At 64.9% G+C, this 25,981-nt stretch carries 22 protein-coding genes; 16 read left to right on the forward strand and 6 right to left on the reverse strand.

Annotated elements, in window-relative coordinates:
• The first annotated feature begins 4 nt into the window (after positions 1–4).
• The 8 genes from mdcC (at position 5) to NX068_RS11085 (ending at position 6,117) form a co-directional block, all read left to right on the forward strand.
• Positions 5–319: a malonate decarboxylase acyl carrier protein gene (gene mdcC, locus NX068_RS11050; protein ID WP_263461331.1), complete on the forward strand. Its 315-nt coding sequence runs from the start codon at positions 5–7 to the stop codon at positions 317–319.
• A 5-nt stretch (positions 320–324) separates the two neighbouring features.
• Positions 325–1,218: a biotin-independent malonate decarboxylase subunit beta gene (locus tag NX068_RS11055; RefSeq protein WP_263461437.1), complete on the forward strand. Its 894-nt coding sequence runs from the start codon at positions 325–327 to the stop codon at positions 1,216–1,218.
• Positions 1,215–1,934 carry a biotin-independent malonate decarboxylase subunit gamma gene (locus NX068_RS11060; RefSeq protein ID WP_263461332.1) on the forward strand — a complete coding sequence of 240 codons (720 nt, stop codon included), beginning with the start codon at positions 1,215–1,217 and terminating at the stop codon, positions 1,932–1,934. Before NX068_RS11055 ends, NX068_RS11060 begins: the two co-directional genes overlap by 4 nt.
• Positions 1,931–2,593 carry a malonate decarboxylase holo-[acyl-carrier-protein] synthase gene (mdcG, locus tag NX068_RS11065; RefSeq protein WP_263461333.1) on the forward strand — a complete coding sequence of 221 codons (663 nt, stop codon included), beginning with the start codon at positions 1,931–1,933 and terminating at the stop codon, positions 2,591–2,593. The genes NX068_RS11060 and mdcG overlap by 4 nt, the downstream gene beginning before the upstream one ends.
• 1 nt (position 2,594) lies before the next feature.
• Positions 2,595–3,485 (forward strand): triphosphoribosyl-dephospho-CoA synthase MdcB, encoded by an 891-nt coding sequence (gene mdcB, locus NX068_RS11070; protein ID WP_263461334.1) that lies wholly within the window; start codon positions 2,595–2,597, stop codon positions 3,483–3,485.
• Positions 3,424–4,383: a malonate decarboxylase subunit epsilon gene (locus NX068_RS11075; protein WP_263461335.1), complete on the forward strand. Its 960-nt coding sequence runs from the start codon at positions 3,424–3,426 to the stop codon at positions 4,381–4,383. Before mdcB ends, NX068_RS11075 begins: the two co-directional genes overlap by 62 nt.
• A 232-nt stretch (positions 4,384–4,615) precedes the next feature.
• Positions 4,616–5,590 carry a LysR family transcriptional regulator gene (locus tag NX068_RS11080; protein ID WP_263461336.1) on the forward strand — a complete coding sequence of 325 codons (975 nt, stop codon included), beginning with the start codon at positions 4,616–4,618 and terminating at the stop codon, positions 5,588–5,590.
• A gap of 2 nt (positions 5,591–5,592) precedes the next feature.
• Entirely contained in the window at positions 5,593–6,117 is a 525-nt protein-coding gene (locus NX068_RS11085) for a cation diffusion facilitator family transporter (RefSeq protein WP_263461438.1), read from the forward strand.
• 174 nt (positions 6,118–6,291) lie between these two features.
• On the opposite strand, the gene NX068_RS11090 is transcribed toward NX068_RS11085, so the two are convergent.
• Positions 6,292–9,165 carry an adenosylcobalamin-dependent ribonucleoside-diphosphate reductase gene (locus NX068_RS11090; RefSeq protein WP_263461337.1) on the reverse strand — a complete coding sequence of 958 codons (2,874 nt, stop codon included), beginning with the start codon at positions 9,163–9,165 and terminating at the stop codon, positions 6,292–6,294.
• A 469-nt stretch (positions 9,166–9,634) separates the two neighbouring features.
• Here NX068_RS11090 and NX068_RS11095 point away from each other — a divergent pair, with 469 nt between their 5' ends.
• Positions 9,635–10,546 carry a transporter gene (locus NX068_RS11095; protein WP_263461338.1) on the forward strand — a complete coding sequence of 304 codons (912 nt, stop codon included), beginning with the start codon at positions 9,635–9,637 and terminating at the stop codon, positions 10,544–10,546.
• An 82-nt stretch (positions 10,547–10,628) separates the two neighbouring features.
• Here the strand turns inward: NX068_RS11095 and NX068_RS11100 are convergent, their stop codons facing one another.
• A complete protein-coding gene (locus NX068_RS11100) occupies positions 10,629–12,587 on the reverse strand; it encodes a sigma-54-dependent Fis family transcriptional regulator (protein WP_263461339.1) in 1,959 nt (652 codons plus the stop codon).
• A gap of 252 nt (positions 12,588–12,839) precedes the next feature.
• Here NX068_RS11100 and NX068_RS11105 point away from each other — a divergent pair, with 252 nt between their 5' ends.
• From NX068_RS11105 to NX068_RS11115, 3 genes are all read left to right on the forward strand, one after another.
• A complete protein-coding gene (locus NX068_RS11105; RefSeq protein ID WP_263461340.1) occupies positions 12,840–13,751 on the forward strand; it encodes a transporter in 912 nt (303 codons plus the stop codon).
• Between the two features lie 88 nt (positions 13,752–13,839).
• Positions 13,840–15,915 (forward strand): PQQ-dependent dehydrogenase, methanol/ethanol family, encoded by a 2,076-nt coding sequence (locus NX068_RS11110; RefSeq protein ID WP_263461341.1) that lies wholly within the window; start codon positions 13,840–13,842, stop codon positions 15,913–15,915.
• A gap of 54 nt (positions 15,916–15,969) precedes the next feature.
• Positions 15,970–17,460 (forward strand): aldehyde dehydrogenase family protein, encoded by a 1,491-nt coding sequence (locus tag NX068_RS11115; protein WP_263461439.1) that lies wholly within the window; start codon positions 15,970–15,972, stop codon positions 17,458–17,460.
• A gap of 51 nt (positions 17,461–17,511) precedes the next feature.
• On the opposite strand, the gene NX068_RS11120 is transcribed toward NX068_RS11115, so the two are convergent.
• Positions 17,512–18,366 carry an HDOD domain-containing protein gene (locus NX068_RS11120; RefSeq protein WP_263461342.1) on the reverse strand — a complete coding sequence of 285 codons (855 nt, stop codon included), beginning with the start codon at positions 18,364–18,366 and terminating at the stop codon, positions 17,512–17,514.
• 141 nt (positions 18,367–18,507) lie between these two features.
• Between NX068_RS11120 and NX068_RS11125 the strand changes: the two genes are divergently transcribed.
• Positions 18,508–19,362, forward strand: a complete 855-nt coding sequence (locus NX068_RS11125) for an endonuclease/exonuclease/phosphatase family protein (RefSeq protein ID WP_263461343.1) — start codon at positions 18,508–18,510, stop codon at positions 19,360–19,362.
• 32 nt (positions 19,363–19,394) lie between these two features.
• On the opposite strand, the gene NX068_RS11130 is transcribed toward NX068_RS11125, so the two are convergent.
• From NX068_RS11130 to NX068_RS11140, 3 genes are all read right to left on the reverse strand, one after another.
• The gene (locus NX068_RS11130) at positions 19,395–20,201 is read right to left on the reverse strand and encodes a DUF2189 domain-containing protein (protein WP_263461344.1); all 807 of its coding nucleotides are present in this window, start codon (positions 20,199–20,201) and stop codon (positions 19,395–19,397) included.
• A gap of 65 nt (positions 20,202–20,266) precedes the next feature.
• Positions 20,267–21,061, reverse strand: coding sequence for an alpha/beta fold hydrolase (locus NX068_RS11135; RefSeq protein WP_263461345.1), 795 nt, complete (start codon positions 21,059–21,061; stop codon positions 20,267–20,269).
• A gap of 45 nt (positions 21,062–21,106) precedes the next feature.
• Positions 21,107–21,322, reverse strand: a complete 216-nt coding sequence (locus NX068_RS11140; protein WP_263461346.1) for a YdcH family protein — start codon at positions 21,320–21,322, stop codon at positions 21,107–21,109.
• A 161-nt stretch (positions 21,323–21,483) separates the two neighbouring features.
• On the opposite strand from NX068_RS11140, the gene greB reads away from it, so the two are divergent.
• From greB to htpG, 3 genes are all read left to right on the forward strand, one after another.
• Positions 21,484–22,041: a transcription elongation factor GreB gene (gene greB, locus NX068_RS11145; RefSeq protein WP_263461347.1), complete on the forward strand. Its 558-nt coding sequence runs from the start codon at positions 21,484–21,486 to the stop codon at positions 22,039–22,041.
• Between the two features lie 279 nt (positions 22,042–22,320).
• A complete protein-coding gene (locus tag NX068_RS11150; RefSeq protein WP_263461348.1) occupies positions 22,321–23,952 on the forward strand; it encodes a methyl-accepting chemotaxis protein in 1,632 nt (543 codons plus the stop codon).
• Between the two features lie 92 nt (positions 23,953–24,044).
• Positions 24,045–25,979 (forward strand): molecular chaperone HtpG, encoded by a 1,935-nt coding sequence (htpG, locus tag NX068_RS11155; protein WP_263461349.1) that lies wholly within the window; start codon positions 24,045–24,047, stop codon positions 25,977–25,979.
• Positions 25,980–25,981 lie beyond the last annotated feature (2 nt).

Below are 25,981 nucleotides of genomic sequence, written 5' to 3' on the forward strand. Positions count from 1 at the left end.
TGCCATGGAAGAGCTTGTCTATCGATTTTCTTCGCAGGCCTCGCCGGCCGAATCAGGCCCGGTGCTGTGTGGCGTGGCTGCGTCCGGCAACCTGGAGGTCCTCGCCAAGCCTGGCGTGGATCCGGAAGCATGCACGTTCGTCATCAGGACGTCAGCACGCGGTTTTGGCGATACCTGGGCAGCGGTACTCGCCAGCTTCGCTGCTGCACACACCGCGGGTGGCATCGATTTCGGCATCAACGACATGGGCGCTACGCCAGCCGTGGTTTCGCTGCGGCTGTCGCAGGTGCTTGCTGAATACCAGGGGGAACAGAAATGATTTCAATGCCGCTTTCGAGGCGAAGCTGGTTCGAGGCAAGCGCCCGAGCCCGCTTGGGCGGACTGCTCGATGCTGGGAGTTTCAGGGAGTTCCTGCCGCCGTCGTCGTCGCAGCCGAGCCCTCATCTGGCTCGGCTCGATATTCCTGGCGCTTTCGACGATGGCGTCATCGTCGGAGCGGGGAGCCTGTCAGGGCAGGAGGTTCTCGTGATTGCCCAGGAGGGGTTGTTCATGGGTGGCGCAGTAGGTGAAATCCATGGCGCCAAGATCGTCGGCCTGTTGCGTCGAGCATTGCTCGAGGAGCCCAGGGCCGTCCTCTTCCTGATCGACTCGGGTGGCGTGCGCCTGCATGAAGCGAACGCGGGGTTGATCGCCATCTCGGAGATCATGCGGGCCGTGCTCGAGGTCCGTGCCGGCGGCATCCCAGTGCTTGCGCTCGTGGGTGGTAGCTGCGGTGCGTTTGGTGGCATGGGCATCGTCGCCAAGCTCTGCTCCGCAGTCCTGATCTCAGAGGAAGGCAGGCTTGCCCTTTCCGGACCGGAAGTCATTGAAACGGTCGCAGGAGTGGAGGAGTTCGATTCCAAGGATCGGGCCCTTGTCTGGCGGGTGACCGGCGGTAAACACCGCTATCTGATGGGGGACTGCGCTGAACTGGTGGAAGACGATGTGGCCTCGTTCAGGGAAGCTGCAGTCGCTTGCGTCACTGCCGTTACGCACGATGTGTCGACGCTGGAAAGCCTGCAGGCCAGGCAGCACAGGCTGGAACAGCGCATCGAGCGTTTTGCGGGGTTCAATGATGGCCTGGATGTCTGGCGTAGCTTGGGTATCGAGCAGCCTGAAAGCGTGCCGATGCTCGACCGGGGTGCGACTGTGGCGTTGAAAGGGAGGATGGAAGCATGATGCTGGAGACGATCCTGGATGAGCTCTTCCCTGACGGGCATAGTGTCAGGCTGGCTGGAAAAACCATCACCGGAGAAGCAGCCACTCCGCTCGGCACGGTTGCGGTGCTTGGCACCACCGATGCTGCGGCGATGGACCATGTGATTGCGCTGGGTCTCTCCGCCTTCATTCTGGAAACAGTGGCACATCACCCCGAACGGCCTTTCGTGTATCTGGTGGATACCAGCGGGCAGGCGCTGTCTCGTAGTGAGGAGCTGCTCTGTCTGAATGGTTCGCTGGCCCATTTGGCCGAATGCGTCGATCTGGCGCGTCGTCGCGGCCATCCCTCCCTCAGCCTCGTGACAGCAAACGCGGTGAGTGGCGGCTTCCTGTCCTATGGCCTGATGGCGGACCGAGTCTTTGCCCTGAACGACACCCAGGTCAGGGTCATGGATCTGCGGGCGATGTCGAGGGTGACCAAGATCGAGCATGAAAGGCTGGTCGAGTTGGCTGGTCACTCGCCGATCTTTGCACCCGGTGCGGAAAACTACGTGCAAATGGGGGCTGTCGAGGCGGTATTGGGCCTGCCTTCGGCCGACTGGCTGGTGGGAGCCCTGACGGCTCTCAAACAGGAGGCGGTATTGCGCGATCATCGGATGGAATCGGGCTTTAGCCGGGGTGGGCGCTTGCTGGCAAAACCCATCGCACTGTCGATCCAGCCTGCTCCCGGTACATGATGATGCGCCGGCACGATCGGGTCTGGCTGCATCCTTCGGCGGTCTTCAGCAGCAACTGCATGCCGGTGGATGGTTTTCACTGGCAGCAGGTGCAGGACTGGATATGCCGTGGCAGGCCGCTGGTCGTGCCGCGGCAGGCGGCCTCTGCAACGCAGATCGTGCTGGGGTTGGCATTGCCTGCGCATAGCGATGGGAAGCGGCTGAGCATACAGGTGGAACGCAAGGACATATCGGCGGTTTTCCCGCCGATGCCCTTGGCGAAGTGCCTGCAGATTCTGTCCGGACGTGATCGGGACTGCCTGGTGTGGCTGGATGCGGCCATGCATGGTGCGGGTGTTCGGATCGGTATTTATGGTTCGATGGCCTGGGAACTGGTCAGCGGGGAAACATACCGGAACGAGGCCTCCGATCTCGATGTCGTCTGCGATGTGATCGAGATGAATCAGGTCAACATGCTTCTTGTGGCGCTGCAGAAGGCGGCGGCAGGACTGTCCTTTCCGCTGGATGGCGAAATCCGTTTCCCGAATGGGCAAGCCGTTGCCTGGCGTGAACTGTTGATCTGCAGGAATACACCCGGTGCGAAAGTGCTTGCCAAGGGCGACGAAGAGATCGAATTGGTAGCGATCGAAACCTTGATGGATGGGTTGAGGGAGGGATAGCGTGATCGAAGCGTCTTTGTCTGCGAATGCCGCTAGCTTGATGTCCGATCGATATGTGCTGCCGGCGCAGCGCATCGGAAGGCTTGCGCTGGCCTGCCTTCATCGCGAGGTGGCGTTGGAGTACAAGCCGGGTCTGGTGACACCGTGGAGCCAGGGCAGCCATGAGGATATGGATTTTTCCACTTTTCTGCGAAGCCTGCAGTCCCTGCGCCACTACTTTCCGGAGATTGCCACATGTGGATGCGGTAGACCGGATTTCCGTGAACTGCGATTGCTCGGTATCGAGGCGGAGCGGCAAATGTTGCTGGCTACCGGCGGCATCAATACGCATAGAGGCGCCATATTCAACTTGGGCTTGCTGTGTGCGGCGGCAGGCTTGATCACGGCCAAGCAGCAAGGCCTGGAGGCGGCTTTGGCTTGTGCGGTGGTGCGGGAGTCATGGGGGGTGTCCATCATGGCTTCGCCGACAGATGGGCATGATGAGTATCGTTTCAGTCATGGGCAGAAAGTAGCCGTACGTTATGGTGTGGGTGGTGCGCGTGCAGAGGCGGCCGCAGGCTTTCCGTCGGTCGTAGCTGTCGGTTTGCCGGTCTATCTATCCGTACTGGAAACGACTGGCGATGCCACGTGTGCGGAAACACAGGCGCTTTTTGCGTTGATCGCGTCCTTGGACGATACCAACCTGTTGTGGCGTGGCGGCGCTGCCGGGCTGGCGCATGCGAAACGCACCGCGGCAGATTTCATCGCGCGTGGCGGTGTACTCGCAAGAGACTGGAGAAGGAGGGTCGATGCTATCGACTCGGATTTCAGATCACGCCGTTTGAGCCCCGGTGGAAGTGCTGATCTGCTGGCAGTTACGCTCTTTCTTGCCCGCATCGGGGAGCTTGGCTGATATGCGGCTCGCCCTCTTGTTCAGCGGTCAGGGCGGGCAGCGCGCGGAGCATTGGCGCCAGGCCGAGGCAAGCGCAGCCTGTGGGTTCCCGGCTGTCCTTGCCGAACGGGATCGGGCGGAAGGATGCGAGGGTGCCATCACCAGGAACAGCGTGGCCCAGCCGATGATCTTCGCGCACCAGATGCTGATCTGGAGGCAACTCAGTGCTGTCCTGCCGCGTCCGATCTGCGTTGCTGGCTATTCCCTGGGTGAAATGGCTGCATGTTGTGCGGCCGGGGCATTTTCCGGTGACGAGGGTATCCGCTTGTGCATCGAGAGGGCTCGACTGATGGACGAAGCCGCCCCCTCCGGCAACGGCATGCTGGCAGTGATCGGGCTTAGCCGGGATCTGGTGGAACAGGTGACGGCGGATTTTGGCCTTGCCATCGCGATCGTCAACGGCGATCGGCATTTCGTGGTGGCGGGGCTCTGCGATGGTCTGGTGCTGGCAGAGGCGCGCTTCCATGATCTGGGCGCTGTACGGCTGGCTCGCCTGCCCGTCGAAACGCCGTCGCACACGCCCGTGCTGGCGGCTGCATCCGCAGGCTTCGCAAAGCGTCTGCTTCAGATCCCCGATGGAAGGTTGCTGTGCCCTGTGCTCAGTGCCATCGATGCCTGCGCAAACCAGAGGGTCAGGCCGGCATTGGATGCACTGGCCCGGCAGATCAGCCAGCCGATGAACTGGGCCTTGTGCATGGAAGTGATCCGGGAGCTATGTCCGGACGTCGTCCTGGAAATCGGCCCGGGGAATGCCCTTGCACGATTGTTCGCTGAAATCGCGCCGCATATTCGAGTGCGCGCCAGCGATGATTTCCGGAGCATCGATGGGCTTCTTGCTTGGATAGGCCGGTTTGGCTGACAGTATCCAGGTGACTCATTCATGCATGCCGGGTGGCGGAGCGAAGAAGCTCTTCGAATACTCTGGTGCTTGAAACGAGCTGAACATTCCATTTTTGAGGCGTTTCGAGACAAAATCGGAGCTGTACTGCCTGTAAAAATGGTGATTCGCCAATGACGTTGAACCGTGGTCAGTCGCGACTATCATTGCGCGGCAGAGCTCTCCGAAAGTTCGGATTATTCGAGGTGCCCCAATGAAGAAAATTCCTCTTTCCAAATTGGATTGGGATGATGTAAAGATATTTTTGAGCATATACCGTGCCGGCAGTCTCCTGAAAGCATCGCAGCAACTGTCGTTGAACCAATCCACCTTGAGCAGGCGCCTTTCCCAGCTCGAGTTGTGCCTTGGCGGAGCTTTATTCGAAAGGCAGCGCACGGGCCTCAAGCCGACCGATCTGGCCCATATTCTGGCCGCTCCAGGGAATGAGATGGAACGTGCAATCATTTCCTTTCAGGAGACCTTGGGTAGCGAAGGTCCCGATCCCACAGGCACGGTGCGGATTGCGATGATGGAAGGCATCGGGACAATGTTCGTCGCCAGACACCTGCAACCGCTGCTCGTCCGCTATCCGGATTTGCACATCGAGCTGGTGACATCGTCCTCCTTGGTCAATGTCAGCCGGAGGGAGGCTGACGTATTCGTCAGTTTCTTCAAACCGGATGGCAAGGGCATGGCCAGCCATTATATCGGGGATTTTCGGCTTTATTTATACGGATCTATCGAGTATATCGAAAGCGCTGGTATTCCTAATTCCATCGAGGATCTGGAGAACTACAGTTTTGTCGGCTACATCCAGGATCTCATCAAACTTGATGTCGTACGCTGGCTCGACGAGATCATCGTCCGTCCACGCATGGCGTTTCAGTCCAACAGCATGTTGGCGCAGATGTCGGCATGCGCATCCGGTCTCGGATTTGCCTTATTGCCTAAATTTTCTGTTATCAACGAAACGAACCTTGTTCCGGTTCTTCCTGATATAGCCTACGTTAAGCGCGAACTATGGGTCAGCGTCCACCAGGATTTACAGTTTTCAAAGCGTGTCTCACTTGTGCAGAATTTCCTGCGCGCAATGTTCAGTGAGAATCTCGACTGGCTCAATGGGCCACCCGATGCTGAACCCCGCGGAAGGAGGTCTTTTGAGCACCTTGAACGGGCTATGTTTTCATAAACCTGGCCTATGCGGCCTTTCGGCTGGGGCGTCGAGCTGCGGACAGCAAGCGCACCTTCGGCTATCTGCGCTTCGAGGTGATCGCTGGCTTCGTCAATGCGATCATGCTCTTCGGCATCGTCGCCTGGATCATCCATGAGGCATGGGAACGCTTCTCGGAGCCCCAGCCCATCCTCGCCGGCCCCATGCTGCTGGTCGCCATTGCCGGCTTGCTGATCAACTGCCTCGTGCTTTGGATCATGACGCGCGGCGAGACCGGTCATGTCAACGTCAAGGGTGCCATCCTCCATGTGATGGGCGACCTGCTGGGCTCGGTCGGCGCCATCATCGCGGCCGTTGTCGTGTATTACACGGGGTGGACGCCGATCGACCCGATCCTGTCCGTCCTGGTGTCGGCGCTGATCCTGCGCAGCGCCTGGAAGCTGCTCGCCAAGTCGATGCACATTTTTCTGGAAGGCGCGCCCGACGGCGTGTCGCCGGAGCTGGTTCATCGGCATGGCCAGGCCTACGATGGACATGTGCATTGAGCGCCACAGCGGATCGGCATCGCCGGTTTATCCCCACTCACGCCTGAAATGACGCGGGCGGCAGACGTGGAAAGGCCCAACTCCATCTCTGGCGTTGGGCCTTCGAGTTTCCATCAGCTAGCCGAAGCTCATGCGTGGATCCACACGGCCTGTGCCGGGTGAAGCCACCACACCTCAACCGCAGGTGCCGACTGCGCCGCAGGCCGTGCAGAAATCGCAACCATCCTTGCGGATCACCGTGTGGTTGCCGCACTCGGTGCACAGCGCGCCCTGCATCAGCTTCGGTTCGCTGTCGTCACGCGGCGACTCGAGGATGCCCATCTCGCGCGTCGGGTAGCCGCGCTCGTCGAGCACGCCGAGCATGGCGTAGCGGTGGATGATGAGCTGGGCGAGGTAGGCCACCGTGCTGGGGTAGTTGGTCTGGCGCTTGGTGCCGGGGATGAAGGCCATGAAGTCGCCCAGCGGCTCGGGGTAGTCGAGCAGCTTGCGCAGCTTCATGCCGATCCAGGCCGGGTCCATGACGCGCATGTCGAGCGACAGGATGCGGGTCAGGCCGTCCAGCGCACGCGGGTAGTTGCCCGACAGCCACACCGAGTAGGGGCGGGTGACGCCGTCCGGCAGGGTGATTTCCTTCAGGCCGAGCACGAAGTCTTCGCCGGTGGCCGGATTGTAGAGATCCACCGTCCACGACAGCGTGCCGTCGGTGCCGGTCTTGGGCTCTTCGAGGCTGAACAGGGTGTCGAGCACCGGGTTGGCTTCGTCTTCCTTGTCGAAGACGTGCAGCGCTTCGCAGCGGTAGCGCACGACCTGGGCGAAGGCCGACACCGTGCCGGGGAAGAGCTTCTTCTCGCCGTGCGGCGGGAAGGGCATCTCGAAGGATTTTTCGCCGACGGTGCGGGCCAGGGTTTCGAGCTTGAGCTTGAGCCAGCCGCGGTCGTTGGCGCGCATGTCCATCGACAGGGTCTTGGCCACCGCGCCCAGGCCGCGCGGCTGGTCGGCGCCGTTGACCCACACTTCGAACGGGAAGCTGCCGCCGTTGTTGCCGACCTGGCCGACGAACAGCGCGAAGTCGCCGGTCGGGGTGTTCAGCATGTAGGTCCAGGCCATGTTGCCGTCCGGCATGTCGGGGCGGCCGGGCCAGCGCAGGCTGGACAGCACCGGCGCCGGCAGGCTCTTGATCGACAAGCGGCGGTTGGCGTCGGACAGTTCGACGTCGTGCGGCTGCTTCTGCTCGCTGGTCGGCGTGACCGACAGCACCGAACCCAGCACGCTGTTGGGGCGGTAGGTGGCGAGCCCCTTCAGGCCGGCTTTCCAGGCGGTGAGGTAGAGGTCCTCGAACTCGGTATAGGGGTAGTCCTCGGGCACGTTCACCGTCTTGGAGATGGACGTGTCGATGTAGGGGGCGACCACCGCGACCATGTCCTTGTGCGCCTGCGCGGAGATTTCCAGCGCGGTGACGAAGGACGGCGGCAGGGCCTCGACGTTGCCGCCGAGGTGGCGGTACAGGCGCCAGGCGTAGTCCTCGACCGCGTACTCCTTGAAGGTGCCGTCGGCCATGCGCTTGCGGCGGGTGTAGGTGTAGGAGAAGGGCGGTTCGATGCCGTTGGAGGCGTTGTCGGCGAAGGCCAGGCTGATCGTGCCGGTGGGCGCGATCGACAGCAGGTGCGAGTTGCGGATGCCGTGCTTGCGGATCTTGTCCTTGACCTCGGCCGGCAGGCGCGAGGCGAAGTTGCCGCCCGACAGGTAGAGGTCGGCGTTGAACAGCGGGAAGGCGCCGCGCTCACGGGCCAGCTCGGCCGAGGCCAAGTAAGCGCGGTTGCGCATGAATTCGGAGATCTTGCGTGCTTCCTCGCGTGCCTCGGGGGTGTCGTAGCGCTTGCCGAGCATGATCAGCGCGTCGCCCAGGCCGGTGAAGCCGAGGCCGACGCGGCGCTTGGAAGCGGCTTCGGCGCGCTGCTGCTCGAGCGGCCAGTGGGTGCTGTCGAGCACGTTGTCGAGCATGCGGATGGAGACGTCGACCACCTTGCCGAAGCCGGCGTAGTCGAACTCGGCCTTGTCGCTGAACGGGTTCTTGACGAAGGGCGTCAGGTTGATCGAGCCCAGGCAGCAGCAGCCGTAGGGCGGCAGCGGCTGTTCGGCGCAGGGGTTGGTGGCCTCGATGGTCTCGCAGTAGTACAGGTTGTTGTCCTGGTTCATGCGATCCAGGAACAGGATGCCCGGCTCGGCGTGGTCGTAGGTGGACCGCATGATCTGGTCCCACAGCGCGCGGGCGCGCACCTTGCGATAGACCCACAGGCCGTCGTCGCGCTGGTAGGCGCCGGCTTCCTTGAGCTCGGCGGTGGGTTCGGCCTTGTGCGCCAGTTCGACGTCGCCGTCGGCTTCGACCGCCTGCATGAAGGGATCGGTGACGCCGACCGAGATGTTGAAGTTGGTGAGGTCGCCGTGGTCCTTGGCGTGGATGAATTCCTCGATGTCCGGATGGTCGCAGCGCAGCACGCCCATCTGCGCGCCGCGGCGCGCGCCGGCCGATTCGACGGTCTCGCACGAGCGGTCGAACACCCGCATGTAGGACACCGGGCCGGAGGCGTTGGAGGCCGTGCCCTTGACCAGCGCGCCCTTCGGCCGGATCGACGAGAAGTCGTAGCCGACGCCGCCGCCGCGGCGCATGGTTTCGGCGGCCTGGGCCAGCGCGGTGTAGATGCCGGGGCGGCCGTCGACCGCTTCGGTGACCGAGTCGCCCACCGGCTGGACGAAGCAGTTGATCAGCGTGGCGGCCAGCGTGGTGCCGGCGGCGCTGTTGATGCGGCCGGCGGGGACGAAGCCTTTCTCCTGCGCTTCGAGGAACTTGGCTTCCCAATGGGCGCGCTTGTCCTCGGTTTCGACCGCGGCCAGTGCGCGGGCGACGCGCTGGCGCACTTCGGCGATGGATTGCTCGTCGCCCTTGGCGTATTTCTCGACGAGCACTTCGCCGGAGATTTCCTGCATCGGCAGGTTGGCGGCACTGGGCTTGGCGGCGCTGTGGATGGCTGCGCTGGTGGTCTCGCTCATGGTGTTTTTCTTCATCCGTGGGTGGGTCTGACGTGGATCCGGGTTCGGACTGAAGAATAGCGCGGAAACGGGATAAGATCAAAAAAATATTATTCAATAAAATCAATAAATTATATGTTTTGTTTGTGTTGGATGGAAAAATGAAACACTACATATAGTAGTGATTTTTGGGCTGGTTTTTGCCCTGAAAGCCGCGAAAACAGTGGGTTTCGGGCGGATCGAGCGGGCATCCGGCGTGTGATCCGCTGCTGCGCAGATGGTACGTATCGGCTCAACTGCCGAAGCCGGTTTGCTCCGAAACGACACAGTCCGTGTGGTCTCCGGCCCTCCGGAATGCCAGGATTCCTGTAACCATATGTTTTTTCGATTCTTATTTTCTTGGCACGATTTGTGATGGGGAAGGGGCGGAGGCTGGCTGCCCGGTGCCGGGAAGCGGCCGCCGAACAATACGACTACCGGAGACAAGGAAATGGAGCAATTCAAGGGAGCGGAGCAGGTGCGTCGCAAGGGCTGGCGTGGTCTTGGCAGTGCGGCGGCGTTGTGTGCCGTGCTGGCGGCACCGCAGGCACAGGCGGTCGATGTGGATGCGGGCGACTACACGGCGCTGCCGGCCGGCACCAATCTGCTGATGGGGTACTACCAGTACGCGACCCGTGATGCGGCCTACGTGCGGGGACACAAGCAGGCCGGTGATCCGCGGCTGGATTCGCACATCGGCATCCTGCGCGGCGTGCATTTCACCGAGATCGGCGGTTTCATCGTCGACCCGCAGTTCCTGCTGCCGTTCGGCCAGCTCAAGGGCAAGGACGACCTGTCGGCGGCCGGCAGCGCCAGTGGCGTCGGCGATCTGATCCTGGCGGCGACGGTGTGGCTGGTGAACCGGCCGGAGACCGGCACCTATTTCGGCATCACGCCCTTCCTGTACGTTCCGACCGGCAAGTACGACAACGACGATGCGCTGAACATCGGCGAGAACCGGTGGAAGTTCGCGCTGCAGGCCGGCTTCATCACCAAGCTGACCGACAAGGTCACGCTCGACCTGGCGGGCGACGTCATGGTGTACGGCAAGAACGACAAGTTCGGCCCGACCCGGGAGACGATGAAGCAGAAGGCGTCGATGCAGTTCCAGGGCTATCTGCGCTACCACATGTCGGACGCCTGGGACCTGCGCCTGGGCGTGTCGCACACGATCGGCGGCGAGACCGAGGTCGCCGGCGTGGACCAGGGCGATCGCCTGCGCACGACCAAGGTCAGCGTCGGCACCGGCTGGTTCCTCGCGCCGGACGTGCAACTGCTGGCCAGCTACGGCCGCGACGTGTCGGTGCGCAGCGGCCTGCGCGAGGACGACCGCCTGAACCTGCGCGTGCTGAAGGTTTTCTGAACAGGTGATTGACCCTGCCTGCATCGCCGGACCGCGATGCAGGCAGGGTCCGCCAGGCGTCTGCGCGGTCCCCTGGGCCTGGTCAGCAAGCCTCCTCCGCATCGGAGAGCAGGCCATGACCGCGCAGCTTGCGGTACAGCGTGGCACGCGCGATGCCGAGGGTCCGCGCGGTGGCCGAGATGTTGCCGTCGTGGCGCAGGAAGGCGGCGCGCACGGCTTCGGCTTCGGTCTGTTGCAATGTTGCCTTGCCGTCGAGGAGCGGGTCCGGCTCGTGGGCGGGCCGGGGTGTGGCCGGGGTTTCGGTCAGCTCTGCCGGCAGGTGGACGAGGTCGATGCTGCTTTCGGCCAGGGCGGCGCCCAGGCGTAGCACCTGCTGCAACTCGCGGATGTTGCCCGGCCAGTCGTGGCGGTGCAGGCAGTCGCGTGCGGCGGGGGTCAGCGCCAGTGTCGCGGGTGTGGCTTCGCGTGCCAGGAAGTGGTCGATGAGTGCGTCCAGGTCGCTGCGCTCCCGCAGTGCGGGCAGGGTGATGCGCAGGCCGTTGATGCGGTAATACAGGTCTTCGCGGAACTCGCCGCTGGCGACGCGTTGGGCAAGGTCGCGGTGGGTGGCGCAGATCACCGAACAGTCCAGCGCGATGCTGCGGGGGCTGCCCAGCCGCGTCAGCGTGCGCTCCTGCAGCACGCGCAGCAGGCGGGCCTGAAGTTCGAGCGGCATGTCGCCGATTTCGTCGAGGAACAGGGTGCCGCCATTGGCTTGCTCGAAGCGTCCGGCCATGCCGCCGCGCCGTGCGCCGGTGAAGGCGCCGTCGTCGTAGCCGAAGAGTTCGGACTCGATCAGGCCGGATGGGATCGCCGAGCAGTTGATGGCGACGAAGGGACCTGAGGCACGCGGACCGCCGTCGTGCAGGTGGCGCGCCAGGACTTCCTTGCCGGTACCGGTTTCACCGTTGATCAGCACCGGAATGCCGCGGGCGAAGGCGCGTTCGGCCTGGTGGATGCGCAGGCTCAGTTTCGGGTCGGCCAGCATCGATGGCATGGAGGCGCGGGCCGTATGCGGCGCGCTGGCCACCCTGCCTGCCGTGGCCGGCCGTGGCGATGGCACGGCGATGGTGCGTGGGCGGGGGGCCTCGGCCAGGCTCACGTGGAGCAGCACTCCGTTATGGCAGTGCAGCGGGGCCGGCGTACGGCCATGCTTGCGCAGCATGTCGAGCAGCGGGCCCAGGCCGCACTGGAACACCGTTTGTGCGCATTGCTCGGCTCCCGGCAGCATGTCCAGCTCCAGCAACTGGCGCGCCAGTGGGTTGGCGCCGAGCAGGCGGCCGTCATGGGAGAGAGCGAGCAGGCCGCACATCGGTGTGTCGACGAGTTCCGCGCTGTAGTGGAGGCGCAGGCGAAGCGCACCCGGCAAGGCATTGACCATGCGGTTCTCGATCGCGCGCGCGGTGAGGGCGAGCGGTTCGAGAATGCCGATGGAAGGGGCGTGATGGTGGCGTGAGGCGTTCAGTACGCCGGCCACATCGCCGGAGGGGTCGAAGATCGGCACCGCGACGCAGGCGCACATGTGTACTTCTTCGAGAAAGTGTTCTCCGCCGCGCACGATCACGGACCGCCGCTCTTCGAGCGCGCAGCCGGGGGCATTGGTGCCGATCAGGTTTTCACTGAGGTTGAGCCCGGGGCGCAGCACGTTGGCGATGTCGCGCAGCGCCGGATGCTGTCCGCCCAGGGTCTTGACGATGGTGCCGCGGGCCTCCAGGCAGGCGATGACCCAATGGGCGTCGTCCAGCGCGGCGAACAGGCGCTGCAATTCGGGGGTGGCATGGTCGAGCAGCACGCGATGAGCGTCGTCCAGGCGGCGCTGCTGCGCCGCCGAAACCGGGTCGAACAGTATCCGGTCGTGCTCCCTGAGGCCGTACTCGAGCGAGCGTGACCAGGAGCGCTGCACCTCGTCCGCGACCAGACCGGTGGGAATATCGCGACCTTCGCGCAGCAACCGGCGTGCATGCAGCACCTTGCTGTCGAAGTCCGTACGGACAAGCTCCATGTCTCCTCCTGTGCCGGGGCTGCTGCGTTTCGATCCAGTGGCCGGAAGCAAGCTGGATTGAAACGATACAGTGCGTGCGCTCCATTGTTGTCCAGGTTGGCGGAAGTTGATTCAACCTATTGTTCTTGTTGGTTTTTATTTTCTTGGCACGGCTTCTGCATCATTCGGTCCGTCTGCCCGGAGCGGTGGGTAGGCTGGCTCCGCGATGCTGGAAGGCGGCCGCCGAATATTACTACTATCGGAGACAAGAGTATGAAGCCACTCGAGGGGGCGGCGCAGATGCGCCGAAACGGCTGGTGTGGGCTTGGCAGTGCGGTGGCGTTGTGTGCCGTGCTGGCAGCGCCGCAGGCACATGCGGTCGATGTGGATGCGGGCGACTACACAGCGCTGCCGGCCGGCACCAACCTGCTGATGGGGTACTACCAGTACGCGACCCGTGATGCGGCCTACGTGCGGGGACACAAGCAGGCCGGTGATCCGCGGCTGGATTCACACATCGGCATCCTGCGCGGCGTGCATTTCACCGAGATCGGCGGCTTCATCGTCGATCCGCAGTTCCTGCTGCCGTTCGGCCGGCTCAAGGGCAAGGACGACCTGTCGGCGGCCGGCAGCGCCAGCGGCGTCGGTGACCTGATCCTGGCGGCGACGGTGTGGCTGGTGAACCGGCCGGAGACCGGCACCTATTTCGGCATCACGCCCTTCCTGTACGTTCCGACCGGCAAGTACGACAACGACGATGCGCTGAACATCGGCGAGAACCGGTGGAAGTTCGCGCTGCAGGCCGGCTTCATCACCAAGCTGACCGACAAGGTGACGCTCGACCTGGCGGGCGACGTCATGGTGTACGGCAAGAACGACAAGTTCGGCCCGACCCGGGAGACGATGAAGCAGAAGGCGTCGATGCAGTTCCAGGGCTATCTGCGCTACCACATGTCGGACGCCTGGGACCTGCGCCTCGGCGTGTCGCACACGATCGGCGGCGAGACCGAGGTCGCCGGCGTGGACCAGGGCGATCGCCTGCGCACGACCAAGGTCAGCGTCGGCACCGGCTGGTTCCTCGCGCCGGACGTGCAACTGCTGGCCAGCTACGGCCGCGACGTGTCGGTGCGCAGCGGCCTGCGCGAGGACGACCGCCTGAACCTGCGTGTGCTGAAGGTTTTCTGAGCCATTACGAGCAGACAAGGGCGGTGCTCGTCCAAGGCGCTGCTGCAAAGTGCTGCACCAGGGAAATAAAAAAGGAAGGAGAGACAACATGTTGACGACGACATTTGCGCGCCAACGGGAGGACAGCGTCCCGCTGCGCAAGGGCATTCAAGGGGCGCTGCTCGGCCTGAGCTGCCTGGTTCTGAGTACCACGTCCTTCGCTGCCGGCGGCGAATGGCGCACGCATGGTTATGACGATGCCGGCACGCGCTTCAGCCCCCTGACCCAGATCACCCCGGACAATGCCAAGGAACTCGGCCTGGTCTGGTCCTACGACCTGAAGTCGTCGCGCGGCGTCGAAGCCACGCCGATCGTGGTCGATGGCGTGATGTACGTGACGGCGCCGTGGAGCGTCGTGCATGCGGTGGACGTGCGCAGCGGCGAGCGGCTGTGGACCTACGACCCCGAAGTACCGCGCGCGAAGGGCAAGGACGCATGTTGCGACGTGGTGAACCGCGGCGTGGCGGTGCATGAGGGCAAGGTCTTCGTCGGTTCGCTCGACGGCCGGCTGATCGCCCTCTATGCCAAGACCGGCAAGAAGCTGTGGGAGAGGAACACCCTGATCGACGACAGCAAGCCCTACACCATCACCGGGGCGCCGCGCGTCATCAAGGGCAAGGTCATCATTGGCAACGGCGGCGCGGAGCTTGGCGTGCGCGGCTACATCACCGCCTACGACGTCAACACCGGCGAGCAGGCCTGGCGCTGGTTCGCGGTGCCGGGCGATCCGGCGCTGCCGTTCGAGGATGCCTCGATGGAGGCGGCGGCCAAGACCTGGGATCCGGCCGGCAAGTACTGGGAAGCGGGCGGCGGCGGCACGGTGTGGAACTCGATGGTGTACGACGCCGAGCTGGACCTGATGTACATCGGTACCGGCAACCCCTCGCCGTGGTCGCACCGCAAGCGCAGCCCGGCCGGCGGTGACAACCTCTACACCGCTTCCATCGTCGCGCTGCGCCCGGACACCGGCGAGTACGTCTGGCACTACCAGCAGACGCCGGGGGACAACTGGGATTACACCTCGACGCAGGATCTGATCCTGGCCGACATCGAGCTGGAGGGCAAGCCGCGCAAGGTCATCCTGCATGCGCCCAAGAACGGCTTCTTCTTCGTCGTCGACCGTACCGACGGCAAGTTCATCTCGGCGCAGAACTTCGTGCCGGTGAACTGGGCGACAGGCTACGATGAGAACGGCCGCCCGATCGAGAATCCGGCGGCGCGTGATCCGGACAAGCCCTTCGATACGGTTCCGGGCCCCTTCGGTGCGCACAACTGGCATTCGATGTCCTACAGCCCGCAGACGGGGCTGGCCTACTTCCCGGCGCAGAACATCCCGCTGGTGCTGCAGGAGGACAAGAACTGGTCCTACAACCAGGCCCAGCCCGGCCAGGCGATGGCCGGCATCGGCTGGAACCTGGGCTTGCTGGTCAATACCCGGCCGCCCACCAGCGAGCCTTTCGGCCGCCTGATCGCATGGGACCCGGTGCAGCAGAAGGAGGTATGGCGCAAGGAGCACGTGTCGCCGTGGAACGGCGGCACCCTGGTGACGGCCGGCAACGTGGTGTTCCAGGGCACGGCGGACGCGCGCCTGCTGGCCTACGATGCGCGTGACGGCAAGGAGCTGTGGTCGGCGCCGATGGGCACCGGGGTGATCGCCGCGCCGGTGACCTACGAGGTGGATGGCAAGCAGTACGTGTCCATCGCGGTCGGCTGGGGCGGGGTGTATGGCAACTTCGCGCGGGCTTCGGAGCGGCGCACGCCGGGCACGGTGTACACCTTCGCCTTGGGCGGCAAGGCGGAGATGCCGCCCTTCGTCGAGTATCAGCTCAACAATCTGGTGTCGGGCGTCAAATACAACCCCGACGACGTTGCCGAAGGTACCGGGCTGTACGTGACGAACTGCGTCTTCTGCCACGGCGTGCCGGGAGTGGACAAGGGCGGCGGCATTCCCAACCTCGGCTACTCGACCGCGGAAACCATCTCCCATCTCGATCAGTTCGTGTTCAAGGGACCGTTCATGCCGCGCGGCATGCCGGACTTCACCGGCAAGCTGACGCCCGAGCAGGTGGAGAAGATCAAGGCCTTCATCCTCGGCACCGCCGACGCGGTCCGGCCGAAGAACTGAGCAGCAACGAGTCTGCTGGACAGGAGAGCAAAGATGCAGGATTACGTAAATACGATGAAAACGCCGGTCACCGACGCCACCCGCTGCTTCGTGACCAAGCCGCAACGGATGCTGATCGGCGGCGCTTGGGTGGAGGCGAGCGACGGCGGCACGCTGGACGTGTTCGACCCGGCCACGGGCCAGGCCTTCGCCAAGGTGCCGGCCGGCGGCAAGGCCGACATCGACCGCGCCGTGGCCGCCGCGCGCCAGGCCTTCGACGGCGGCGACTGGGCGGTCATGCGCCCGGTCGACCGCGAGCGCCTGCTGATGAAGCTGGCCGACCTGGTCGAAGCCAACGCCCAGGAACTGGCCGAGCTCGAAGCGCTGGACAACGGCAAGCCGGTGACGGTGGCGCGCTTCGCCGACGTCGCGCTGGTGGTCGATTCGCTGCGCTACATGGCCGGCTGGGCGACCAAGATCGGCGGCGAGACCATGCAGCCCTCGGTGCCGATCATCCGCGAGCGCGAGTTCTGGGGCTTCACCCGGCGCGAACCGGTCGGCGTGGTCGGCGCCATCATCCCGTGGAACTTCCCGCTGCTGATGGCGGCGTGGAAGATGGGCCCGGCACTGGCCAGCGGCTGCACGATGGTGCTGAAGCCGGCCGAGGAGACGCCGCTGAGCGCGCTGCGCCTGGCCGAGCTGGTGCAGGAAGCGGGCTATCCGGCCGGCGTGTTCAACGTCGTCACCGGCCTGGGCCACACCGCCGGCGCGGCGCTGTCCTCGCACCCGCACATCGACAAGCTCGCCTTCACCGGCTCGACCGAGATCGGCAAGCTGGTGGGCAAGGCCGCGCTCGACAACATGACGCGCATCTCGCTCGAGCTGGGCGGCAAGAGCCCGATGATCGTGCTCGACGACGCCGACGTCGACGCGGTGGCGGCCGGCGCGGCGCACGGCATCTTCTTCAACTCCGGCCAGGTGTGCACCGCCGGCTCGCGCCTGTTCGTGCACAAGAAGAAGTTCGACCAGGTGGTCGAAGGGCTGTCGAACATCGCCGCCGGCATGAAGGTCGGCGCCGGGCTCGAGCCCGACACCCAGCTCGGCCCGCTGGTCTCGGCGGTGCAGCAGGAACGGGTGATGGGCTACATCCGCAGCGGCTTCGAAGAAGGGGCGCGTGCCGCGGTCGGCGGTGAAGCGGGTGCGGGCGGCGGCTACTTCGTCAAGCCGACGGTGCTGGTCGATGCGCGCGACGACATGCGGGTGGTGCGCGAGGAGATCTTCGGCCCGGTGGTGGTGGCGATGCCGTACGACGACCTGGACGAAGTCGCCCGCCGCGCCAACGACACGCCCTACGGGCTGGCGGCGAGCATCTGGTCGAACGACCTGAGCCGGGTGCACCGGCTGATTCCGCGGATCAAGGCCGGCACGGTGTGGGTGAACTGCCATACGGTGCTGGACAACTCGATGCCGTTCGGCGGCTTCAAGCAGTCGGGCATCGGCCGCGAGATGGGACGCGCGGTGTTCGACCAATACACCGAACTCAAGTCGGTGCTGATGGCCTTGTGATGCTGGCGGGGTCTGCCCGCGCCGCCTGGCCGGGGCGCGGGCAGGGTGTTTTCAGTATGGCCGGGGTGGGAAGAACAGCGCCAGCCAGGCGGCGAGGTTGAGTTCGGCTTCCTCGCGGATCGGGGCGATCACGCCCGCTTCGATGTCGAGCAGTTTCCAGACCGCAGGATCGACGCGCTTCGCGGTCTGCTCGCTCGATTCGTCCAGCGTGTCGGCTTCGACGATGGCGCGCGCCAGGTTGAGCGTGGCTGCGTCGCCGGCGTGTTCGCCGCCCAGCTTCGGCAGGGTCTGGGTGCCGATGGCGCCGGCGAAGGCGCCCGGAACCCGCCATTGGTCCATCAGTGCCGCGCCCACTTCGGCGAAGTCACAGCCGACGATGCGGCGCTCCGCCAGGTGCAGCGCCTCGCCCGTCTGCACTGCGCTTTGCCGGGCGGCGTCGGCGAGCAGCGGGGCGGTCTGGAACATCACCAGATGGCCGATGTCGGCCAGCAGGCCGGTGACGAACATCCTCTCCAGGCCGGGGCGCCCGGTGTGCTGCGTGATCGTGCGCGAGGCCAGTGCGCACAGCACGCTGTCGCGCCAGAAACGCTTCATGTCCAGCCGGGCCGGGCGGATGCCGGCGAAGACCGCATGCATCGACATCGCCAGCACCAGGTCGTGCACCTGTTGCAGGCCGAGGGTCTGCACGGCATGCGTGACGCTGTCGATCTCGCCGCGACAGCCGTACATCGCGCTGTTGACCAGCCGCAGCAGGCGCGCGGTGAGTGCCGGGTCGGCCGACACCAGGCGCGAGACTTCGAATACCGACCCGGTGGGCGATTCCAGTTGCTCGCGGACACGCTCGTAGACGGTCGGCAGCGAGGTGAGTGCTTCGATCTGGCTGGCCAGTTCCTGGGCTGAATGCATGGGGTGCTCCGTGATGCGAGCGGCCATTATCCGCGATTGCCGGCAGATGAGGCGCCAAAGAACGGCTTGCGCGAGGGAAGTGTGCGGGCAGAATCACCCTGTGCCTCCCGGAAGCGTGGGCGATGTTGATAAGCTAGCGAGATGAGAGCATTGAGCTGGAACATACAGTGGGGCCGCGGCGCCGATGGCGTGGTCGATCTCGAGCGGACCGCGGCGGCGATCCGTGACGCAGGCCCTCTCGACGTGATCTGCCTGCAGGAGGTCGCGTGCAATTTCGATGGCCTGCCGGGCGGCGCGGGGGAGGACGAAGTGGCGTTCTTCGCCGCTGCGTTCGAGGGCTACACGCCGGTGTTCGGCGCGGCGCTGGACGTGCCCGGCGCGAGAGGCGGGCGGGCGCTGTTCGGCAATCTGCTGCTGTCGCGGCTGCCGGTGGGGCAGGTGTTCCGCCACATGCTGCCGGCGCCGGCGGATGACAGCGTACCGTCGATGCAGCGGGCCTGCGTGGAAGCAGTGGTGGGTACCGCACGCGGACCGCTGCGCGTCATGACGACGCATCTGGAGTACTACTCGCAGCGGCAGCGCTGGGCACAGGTCGCCGCGTTGCGTGCGCTGCAGGCCGAGGCTGCCGGGCATGCGGCCGCACCGGCGCCGGCCAAGAATGGCGGCAGCGCCTGCTTTGCCGCCTGGCCGCGCCCGGCCTCGGCGATCCTGTGCGGTGACTTCAACTGCGAGCCGGGCTCGGACGAGCATGCCTCGATGCAGGCGGCGATCGCCGCGGGCGTGCCCGCATGGCGCGACGCCTGGCCGGTCTGCCGGCCTGGGCTGCCGCACCCGCCGAGCGTGGGCTTGCACGGCGCGGACTGGCCCGATCACGCCTTCTGCTGCGACTTCTTCTTCGTCAGCGCCGATCTGGCGCCGCGTGTGCGCGCGGTCGAGGTGCTGGCGGGAACCGCGGCCTCGGACCACCAGCCGGTGGTGCTGGAGCTGGCGGACTGAGTTCCGGGCGGCGGTGCCGGCTGGGCGAAGGTTCAGCCGGATGTCTGCTGGGGCTCGATCAGGTCGCGGTAGGCATGCCAGGTGGCATGGCCGACGATCGGCATCATGACGATCAGGCCGACGTGGAAGATCAGGAAACCGAACAGCGTCAGCAGCACGATCAGGAAGGCCCATACCAGCATCGTGCCGGGATTGCGCAGCAGCGCCGAGAAACTGGCCAGCATCGAACTGATGGCGTCCTGGTTGCGGTCCAGCATCAACGGGACGGCGACGACGCTGGCGGCAAAGGAAAGGAAGGCGAAGAGCAGGCCGACACCGAAGTACGCGGCAAGGAATTCCAGGTTCTCCAGGCGGAGTAGCTGGGTGACGAAGCTCGACAGGTCGGGCATTTCGTTGGTGTAGAACAGCGCGAACACCACCATCGAGGCCCGTGCCCAGAGCAGGAAGAGGACGCCCAGCACCACTGCGAACAAGCCGATGTTGCCGGCGTTTCGCCGCCAGACGGTGAGCGTCGGCAGCAGTCTGCAGGCTTCGCCGCGTTCCCGGCGGCGGCTGATCTCGTACAGGCCCATGGCGAGGAAGGGGCCGAGGATCAGGAAGCCCGAAGTCAGCGCCGCGACGTACTCGTAGGCATGGCGAAGGGTGATGGTGAGCAGCAGCCCCATGGCGGCGAAGCAGAAGCCGTAGAACAGGCTCGGAATCGCGCATGCCTTCAGGTCGTCGATGCCCCGGGCGATCCAGCGCAGCGGTGCGCCGAGCGAAACCTCGCGTATGGTCGGGAAGGGAAGGGCGGGGTTGTCCTGCGTACCTGCGGGCAGGGGGTCGTTCTGTCGTGCCATGTCTCTCTCCTGTCGGGGCATCAGCGATGAGACGGGGGCGCGATATATTCTTGTCGTGTCGTGGGCTACGACCCCCGTAAAGCATCGACCAGGCCGCCGGGTGCTTCGTTCATCATGGAATGGCCGGCACCGGCAAGCACAATCATACGCGTGCTGCAGCCCGTCTTTTCAAGCGAATCGAATAAGGGTTTTACCGAATCGGCGGGCGTCATGCGGTCGAGTTCGCCGCTGACCAGCAAAGTGGGGCAGCTCACCCGGGCGGCGGCGGCCAGCCCGTCCTGCCAGGTGTTGCAGGCGTTCAGGTCGCTGGCGAGCACGCGTGCGCCTTGCTGGTGCATGCGCTGCAGGTTGGCCGCTTCGAGTTCGGCACGGCGGCTTTCGCCGAGGACTTCGGCCGGTGCGAAGGAGAACTTGTTGATCAGCGCGAAGGCGTTCTCGGGCTCGTTTTGCGCGGCGTCGAGCAGGAAGGGGGAAACCGGCATCGGCACGCTGCAGCCGACCAGCGCGAGCCGGTCGATGCGTGCCGGAGCCTCGCCGGCGGCGGCGAGCGCGACCAGCGAACCCATGCTGTGGCCGCACAACCGGATGCGCTCGTGCCCGAGCGCAGCGGCGAGGGCGAGCACCCAGCGGGCCAGGGCGTCGATGTCGGGCAGCGGGCTGCCGCCGGAGCCGCCGTGGCCGGGCAGATCGGGGATGAGCGCGCGCTCGCCGTGTGCGGCGAGCCCGGCGGCGACCTCGTTCCATACGGTGTGGTCGTGGCCTGCGCCATGGACGAGCAACCAGGGCGGTGCGCCCGAATCTCCGGCGGGCATGTTTTCGTGGAGCGCGACGGGCTGGCCCTGGAGTTCGAGTTCTTTCATTGGTGATCCGTGTGGCAGGAGGGGGAGTCGGGGCGTGGCGGCGGTTCAGGCGCGCTCGTCCGGTTCCAGCAGGCGTTCGATGGCGCTCATGCGATCCTTGAGGATCAGCTTGCGCTTCTTCAGCCGGCGCAGCATCAGTTCGTCGCCCAGCGGCAGTTGCGCCAGGCGGGTGATCGCATCGTCCAGGTCCTGGTGCTCGATGCGCAGCTCGTCGAGCCGGCGGTGCAGGCTGGTGGCATCTTCGAAGGTTTCGTCGCTCATGATCGATCCGCGGACTGGTGGAGGATGGAAAGGCCGGGCAGAGGCTGTGCCGATGGTATGCGCAGGGCTGTGTGCTGACAACCATGCGGCCGCCCGGACTGCCGTTGCCGGCACAATTCTTTATCATTCCCCGCTTGCCGGCTTCATGGGAGAAGGACGAGGTGAACAAGGCGTTCGTGAAGGAAAACGACGGCGGCGACGATGACGAGGACCAGCTCGCGCCCGCGCTGCGCCTGCCGGCGGGCAGCAAGAACTACATGACGCGGCGCGGCTACGACGCGCTGCGTGCCGAACTCGACCTGCTCGTGCGCGTCGAGCGGCCCAAGCTGGTCGAAACCGTGGCCTGGGCCGCGGGCAATGGCGACCGCTCGGAGAACGGCGACTACATCTACGGCAAGAAGCGGCTGCGCGAGATCGATCGCCGCATCCGCTTCCTGATCAAGCGCATCGAGAACGCCGAGGTGGTCGATCCGGAGCGGCAGCAGGACCTGGAGCAGGTGTTCTTCGGTGCGACGGTGACCTTCTGCGATCTCGATACCGACGAGGAACAGACCTGGCAGATCGTCGGCGTGGATGAGGCGGATGCCGCCCAGGGCCGCATCAGCTGGATCGCGCCGCTGGCGCGCGCGGTGCTGAAGGCCCGCGTGGGAGACGTGGTGCGTTTCCAGAGCCCGGCCGGCATGCGCGAGATCGAAGTGGTGGAGATTCGCTATGTCTGAATGAGCGTTCACCGCGTCGATGCGGCTTTTTTCTCGAATCCGGCTCAAGGATTCGCAGCGCAGTGCCGAAAATGCTGTCGTTGGCCTGCTGCGTTGCGTTCGGCTTCCGTGCCCGATGCGTACCGTGCAGCCGGTCACGGATACCTCGCCTCGATGATGCATTTTCAGTGGAAGTTTGATTTTTCCGCTTACGGAGGCGGACGAAAGCCCGCAATCTGATCGAGGTCATGGTGGTACCGCGGTGTACCGTCGGTGCCGGATATTCAGGGGGAAAGGAAGATGTCGCTGAAATCGATACCGGTTGCACGCCGGCTGATACTGGTGCTGGCGATTGCGCTCACGGGTCTGGTCGTGTTGGTGCTGGATGCCTTGTACGAGGAGCGCGCCGCAGTGGAGGCGGGCTACCAGCGCTCGGTCAAGGGAGCAGTCGAGCTGGCGCATGGCATCGTGGCCCACTTCCATGGGCTGGAGCAGTCGCAGGCCATGAGCCGCGAGCAGGCGCAGAGTGCGGCGAAAGCGGTGCTCAAGGAACTGCGCTACGAGGGCAACGAGTATTTCTGGGTCAACGACAGCGCGACCGTGGTCGTCATGCACCCGATTCGTCCCGAGCTGGAAGGGAAGAGCATGAGCGAGCAGCGCGATGCCGCCGGCAAGTACATGTTCCGCGAGTTCGCGCGCGTGGCGACCGAGTCCGGCGAAGGCGCCGTCGACTATCTATGGCCGCGCCCGGGTTCGGATGCGCCCCAGCCCAAGACCTCCTACGTGAAGATGTTCAAACCCTGGGACTGGATCGTGGGGACGGGCGTCTACGTCGATGACATCGAGCATGAGTTCAATGCCGCGATGCTGCGCTTCGGCAGCATCGCGGCGGCCGTGCTGGCGCTGCTGATCGTCGTCTCGTGGCGCGTCGTCCGCAGCGTGACGGGCCAGCTCGGCGGCGAGCCGGCGTACGCGAACGAGATCATGCACAAGGCCTCCGGCGGCGACCTGCGCATGGATGTCGCGGTGAAGGGCGGGGCCGACAGCCTGCTCGGCTCGCTGTCCTCGATGCTGGACAGGCTGCGCCGCATGATGGGCGAGATCACCCAGAGCGCGCGGCAGGTGGCAGACCGCTCGCACGAGATTTCGGAGGTGTCGCGCGCGGTGTCGAAAGCGTCCGAAAGCCAGACCGATGCGACCGCGTCGATTGCCGCGGCGATCGAGGAGATGACCGTCAGCATCGGCCAGATCACCGAGAACGCAATGGGCGCCGAGCGCAATTCGGCCCATTCAGCCGAACTGGCGAACCAGGGGGCGACGAAGGCGGAGCGTGCCGCAGGCGAGATGGAGGTGATTGCCGGCACCGTGGAGGAAGCCACGGGAAGAATCGAGCAGTTGGTCAAGCGCGCCGACGAAGTGGGGGCCATCGCCGGCGTGATCAAGGAGATTGCGGCGCAGACCAACCTGCTGGCACTGAACGCGGCGATCGAGGCCGCGCGTGCCGGCGAGCAGGGCCGCGGCTTTGCCGTGGTGGCCGACGAGGTGCGCAAGCTGGCCGAGCGCACCAGCACCGCGACGGTCCAGATCGAGCAGGACATCGCCGGCATCCAGACCGAGACGCACGGCACGGTGGACGCGATGTCGCGCGTCTCGGCGCAGGTGGGAAGCGGCAGGGCGCTGGTACTCGATGTGACGGGCTCCTTGCGCGAGATCGCCGCTGGGGCGGTCGAAGCCCTGGGCCAGATCCGCAGCGTGGCCGGGGCCACGGCCGAGCAGCGTGCGGCGGCGACGGCGATCGCGCAGGAGGTCGAACAGATCGCACAGATGGTCGAGGGTACCAACGTGTCGATGCGTTCGGCGGTGACGGCCGTCGAGCAACTGGAGCAACTGTCCGCTCGCCTGAGCGAACTGGTGGAGCGATTCAAGGTGTGATTCGCCGCGCGAATCCCGGGCAGGCTTGAAATCCGGTCTGCCCATCCCCATCTGAGGCTCCGTTCGAATAACCCAGACGGAGCCTCAGCAAGATGTCCGAAGCGCAAACCGCCACCTCCCAGACCCTCAACTTCCAGGCCGAGGTGAAGCAACTGCTTCACCTGATGATCCATTCGCTGTATTCCAACCGCGAGATCTTCCTGCGCGAACTGGTCTCGAACGCGTCGGACGCCTGCGACAAGCTGCGCTTCGAGGCGCTCGACAACGGCGCGCTGTACGAGGACGACGCCGAACTGAAGATCCGCATCGGCTTCGACGCCGAGGCCAAGACCATCACCATCGCCGACAACGGCATCGGCATGAGCCGCGACGAAGCCATCGCCCACCTCGGCACCATCGCCAAGTCGGGCACGCGCGAATTCTTCGGCAAGCTCACCGGTGACCAGCAGAAAGATGCCAACCTGATCGGCCAGTTCGGTGTCGGCTTCTACTCCGCCTTCCTCGTCGCCGACCGCGTTACCGTGCTGACCCGCCGCGCCGGCCTGCCGACCAGTGAAGGCGTCAAGTGGGAATGCTCGATGGCCGGCGACGAGGCCGGCGCCTACGCCGTCGAGCAGATCGACAAGCTCGGCCGCGGCACCGAGATCACCCTGCACCTGCGCGAAGGCCAGGACGACCTGCTGTCCTCGTGGAAGCTGAAGAGCCTGATCCGCAAGTACTCCGATCACATCGTCCAGCCGATCGTGATGAAGAAGGAAGAATGGAACGAAGAGCAGGGCAAGCAGGTGCTGACCGACGAGGACGAGACGGTCAACCAGGCCAGTGCGCTGTGGAGCCGCTCGAAGAACGACATCAGCGACGACGAGTACAAGGCCTTCTACAAGCACGTCGCGCACGATTTCGACGAGCCGCTGGCGTGGACCCACTCTCGTGTCGAAGGCCGCCACGAGTACACCAACCTGCTGTACGTGCCGAAGAACGCCCCCTTCGACCTGTGGGACCGCAACGCCCGCCACGGCATCAAGCTGTACGTGAAGCGCGTCTTCATCATGGACGACGCCGAGAAGCTGATGCCGACCTACCTGCGCTTCATCCGCGGTGTGGTCGATTCGGCCGACCTGCCGCTCAACGTGTCGCGCGAGATCCTGCAGGAATCCAAGGACATCGACACCATCCGCGCCGGCTGCACCAAGAAGGTGCTGAGCATGCTCGAAAGCCTCGCCAACGGCGAGGACGAGGCGGACAAGGAGAAGTACGCCAGCTTCTGGAAAGCCTTCGGCAAGGTGCTGAAGGAAGGCGTGGGCGAGGACTTCGCCAACAAGGAAAAGGTCGCCGGCCTGCTGCGCTTCGCCTCGACCCAGCTCGATACCGCCGACGAGGTGGTGTCGCTCGCCGACTACATCGGCCGCATGAAGGAAGGCCAGGACAAGGTCTACTACGTCACCGCCGAAACCTTCAACGCCGCCAGGAACAGCCCGCACCTGGAAGTCTTCCGCAAGAAGGGCATCGAAGTGCTGCTGCTGTCCGACCGCGTCGATGAATGGGTGACCGGCAACCTCAGCGAGTTCGACGGCAAGCCGCTGGTGTCGGTGGCCAAGGGCGGCCTGGACCTGGGCGCGCTGGAAGACGAGGCCGAGAAGAAGGAAGCCGAGAAGGCCGCCGACGAGTACAAGGAACTGCTCGACAAGATGAAGGCCAGCCTGGGCGAGCGCGTCAAGGACGTCAAGGTCACGCTGCGCCTGACCGACTCGCCCGCCTGCCTGGTGGCCGACGAGCACGACCTGGGCATGAACCTGGCCCGCATCCTGAAGGCGGCCGGCCAGGACGCACCGGTGTCGAAGCCGATCCTCGAGATCAACCCCAGCCACCCGGCGGTGCTGCGCCTGAAGTACGAAGACAAGAACTTCGACGACTGGGCCGCGGTGCTGTTCGACCAGGCGCTGCTGGCCGAAGGCGGCACGCTCGACGACCCGGCGACCTTCGTCAAGCGCATCAACCAGTTGATGATGGCGATGAGCGGGAACTGATC

Origin of the sequence: Thauera carbonicopians (assembly GCF_025699485.1) — a bacterium.
Classification (GTDB): Bacteria; Pseudomonadota; Gammaproteobacteria; order Burkholderiales; family Rhodocyclaceae; genus Thauera.

Excerpts from the sequence above, each read along its gene's own strand:
- htpG (WP_263461349.1), top strand. The coding sequence starts at position 24,045 with ATGTCCGAAGCGCAAACCGCCACCTCCCAGACCCTCAACTTCCAGGCC.
- NX068_RS11150 (WP_263461348.1), top strand. The coding sequence starts at position 22,321 with ATGTCGCTGAAATCGATACCGGTTGCACGCCGGCTGATACTGGTGCTG.
- NX068_RS11135 (WP_263461345.1), bottom strand. The coding sequence starts at position 21,061 with ATGAAAGAACTCGAACTCCAGGGCCAGCCCGTCGCGCTCCACGAAAAC.
- NX068_RS11055 (WP_263461437.1), top strand. The coding sequence starts at position 325 with ATGCCGCTTTCGAGGCGAAGCTGGTTCGAGGCAAGCGCCCGAGCCCGC.
- NX068_RS11090 (WP_263461337.1), bottom strand. The coding sequence starts at position 9,165 with ATGAGCGAGACCACCAGCGCAGCCATCCACAGCGCCGCCAAGCCCAGT.
- NX068_RS11130 (WP_263461344.1), bottom strand. The coding sequence starts at position 20,201 with ATGGCACGACAGAACGACCCCCTGCCCGCAGGTACGCAGGACAACCCC.
- NX068_RS11125 (WP_263461343.1), top strand. The coding sequence starts at position 18,508 with ATGAGAGCATTGAGCTGGAACATACAGTGGGGCCGCGGCGCCGATGGC.
- NX068_RS11120 (WP_263461342.1), bottom strand. The coding sequence starts at position 18,366 with ATGCATTCAGCCCAGGAACTGGCCAGCCAGATCGAAGCACTCACCTCG.
- mdcC (WP_263461331.1), top strand. The coding sequence starts at position 5 with ATGGAAGAGCTTGTCTATCGATTTTCTTCGCAGGCCTCGCCGGCCGAA.
- NX068_RS11110 (WP_263461341.1), top strand. The coding sequence starts at position 13,840 with ATGTTGACGACGACATTTGCGCGCCAACGGGAGGACAGCGTCCCGCTG.
- NX068_RS11140 (WP_263461346.1), bottom strand. The coding sequence starts at position 21,322 with ATGAGCGACGAAACCTTCGAAGATGCCACCAGCCTGCACCGCCGGCTC.
- NX068_RS11095 (WP_263461338.1), top strand. The coding sequence starts at position 9,635 with ATGGAGCAATTCAAGGGAGCGGAGCAGGTGCGTCGCAAGGGCTGGCGT.
- NX068_RS11100 (WP_263461339.1), bottom strand. The coding sequence starts at position 12,587 with ATGGAGCTTGTCCGTACGGACTTCGACAGCAAGGTGCTGCATGCACGC.
- NX068_RS11105 (WP_263461340.1), top strand. The coding sequence starts at position 12,840 with ATGAAGCCACTCGAGGGGGCGGCGCAGATGCGCCGAAACGGCTGGTGT.
- NX068_RS11060 (WP_263461332.1), top strand. The coding sequence starts at position 1,215 with ATGATGCTGGAGACGATCCTGGATGAGCTCTTCCCTGACGGGCATAGT.
- NX068_RS11080 (WP_263461336.1), top strand. The coding sequence starts at position 4,616 with ATGAAGAAAATTCCTCTTTCCAAATTGGATTGGGATGATGTAAAGATA.
- mdcG (WP_263461333.1), top strand. The coding sequence starts at position 1,931 with ATGATGATGCGCCGGCACGATCGGGTCTGGCTGCATCCTTCGGCGGTC.
- NX068_RS11115 (WP_263461439.1), top strand. The coding sequence starts at position 15,970 with ATGAAAACGCCGGTCACCGACGCCACCCGCTGCTTCGTGACCAAGCCG.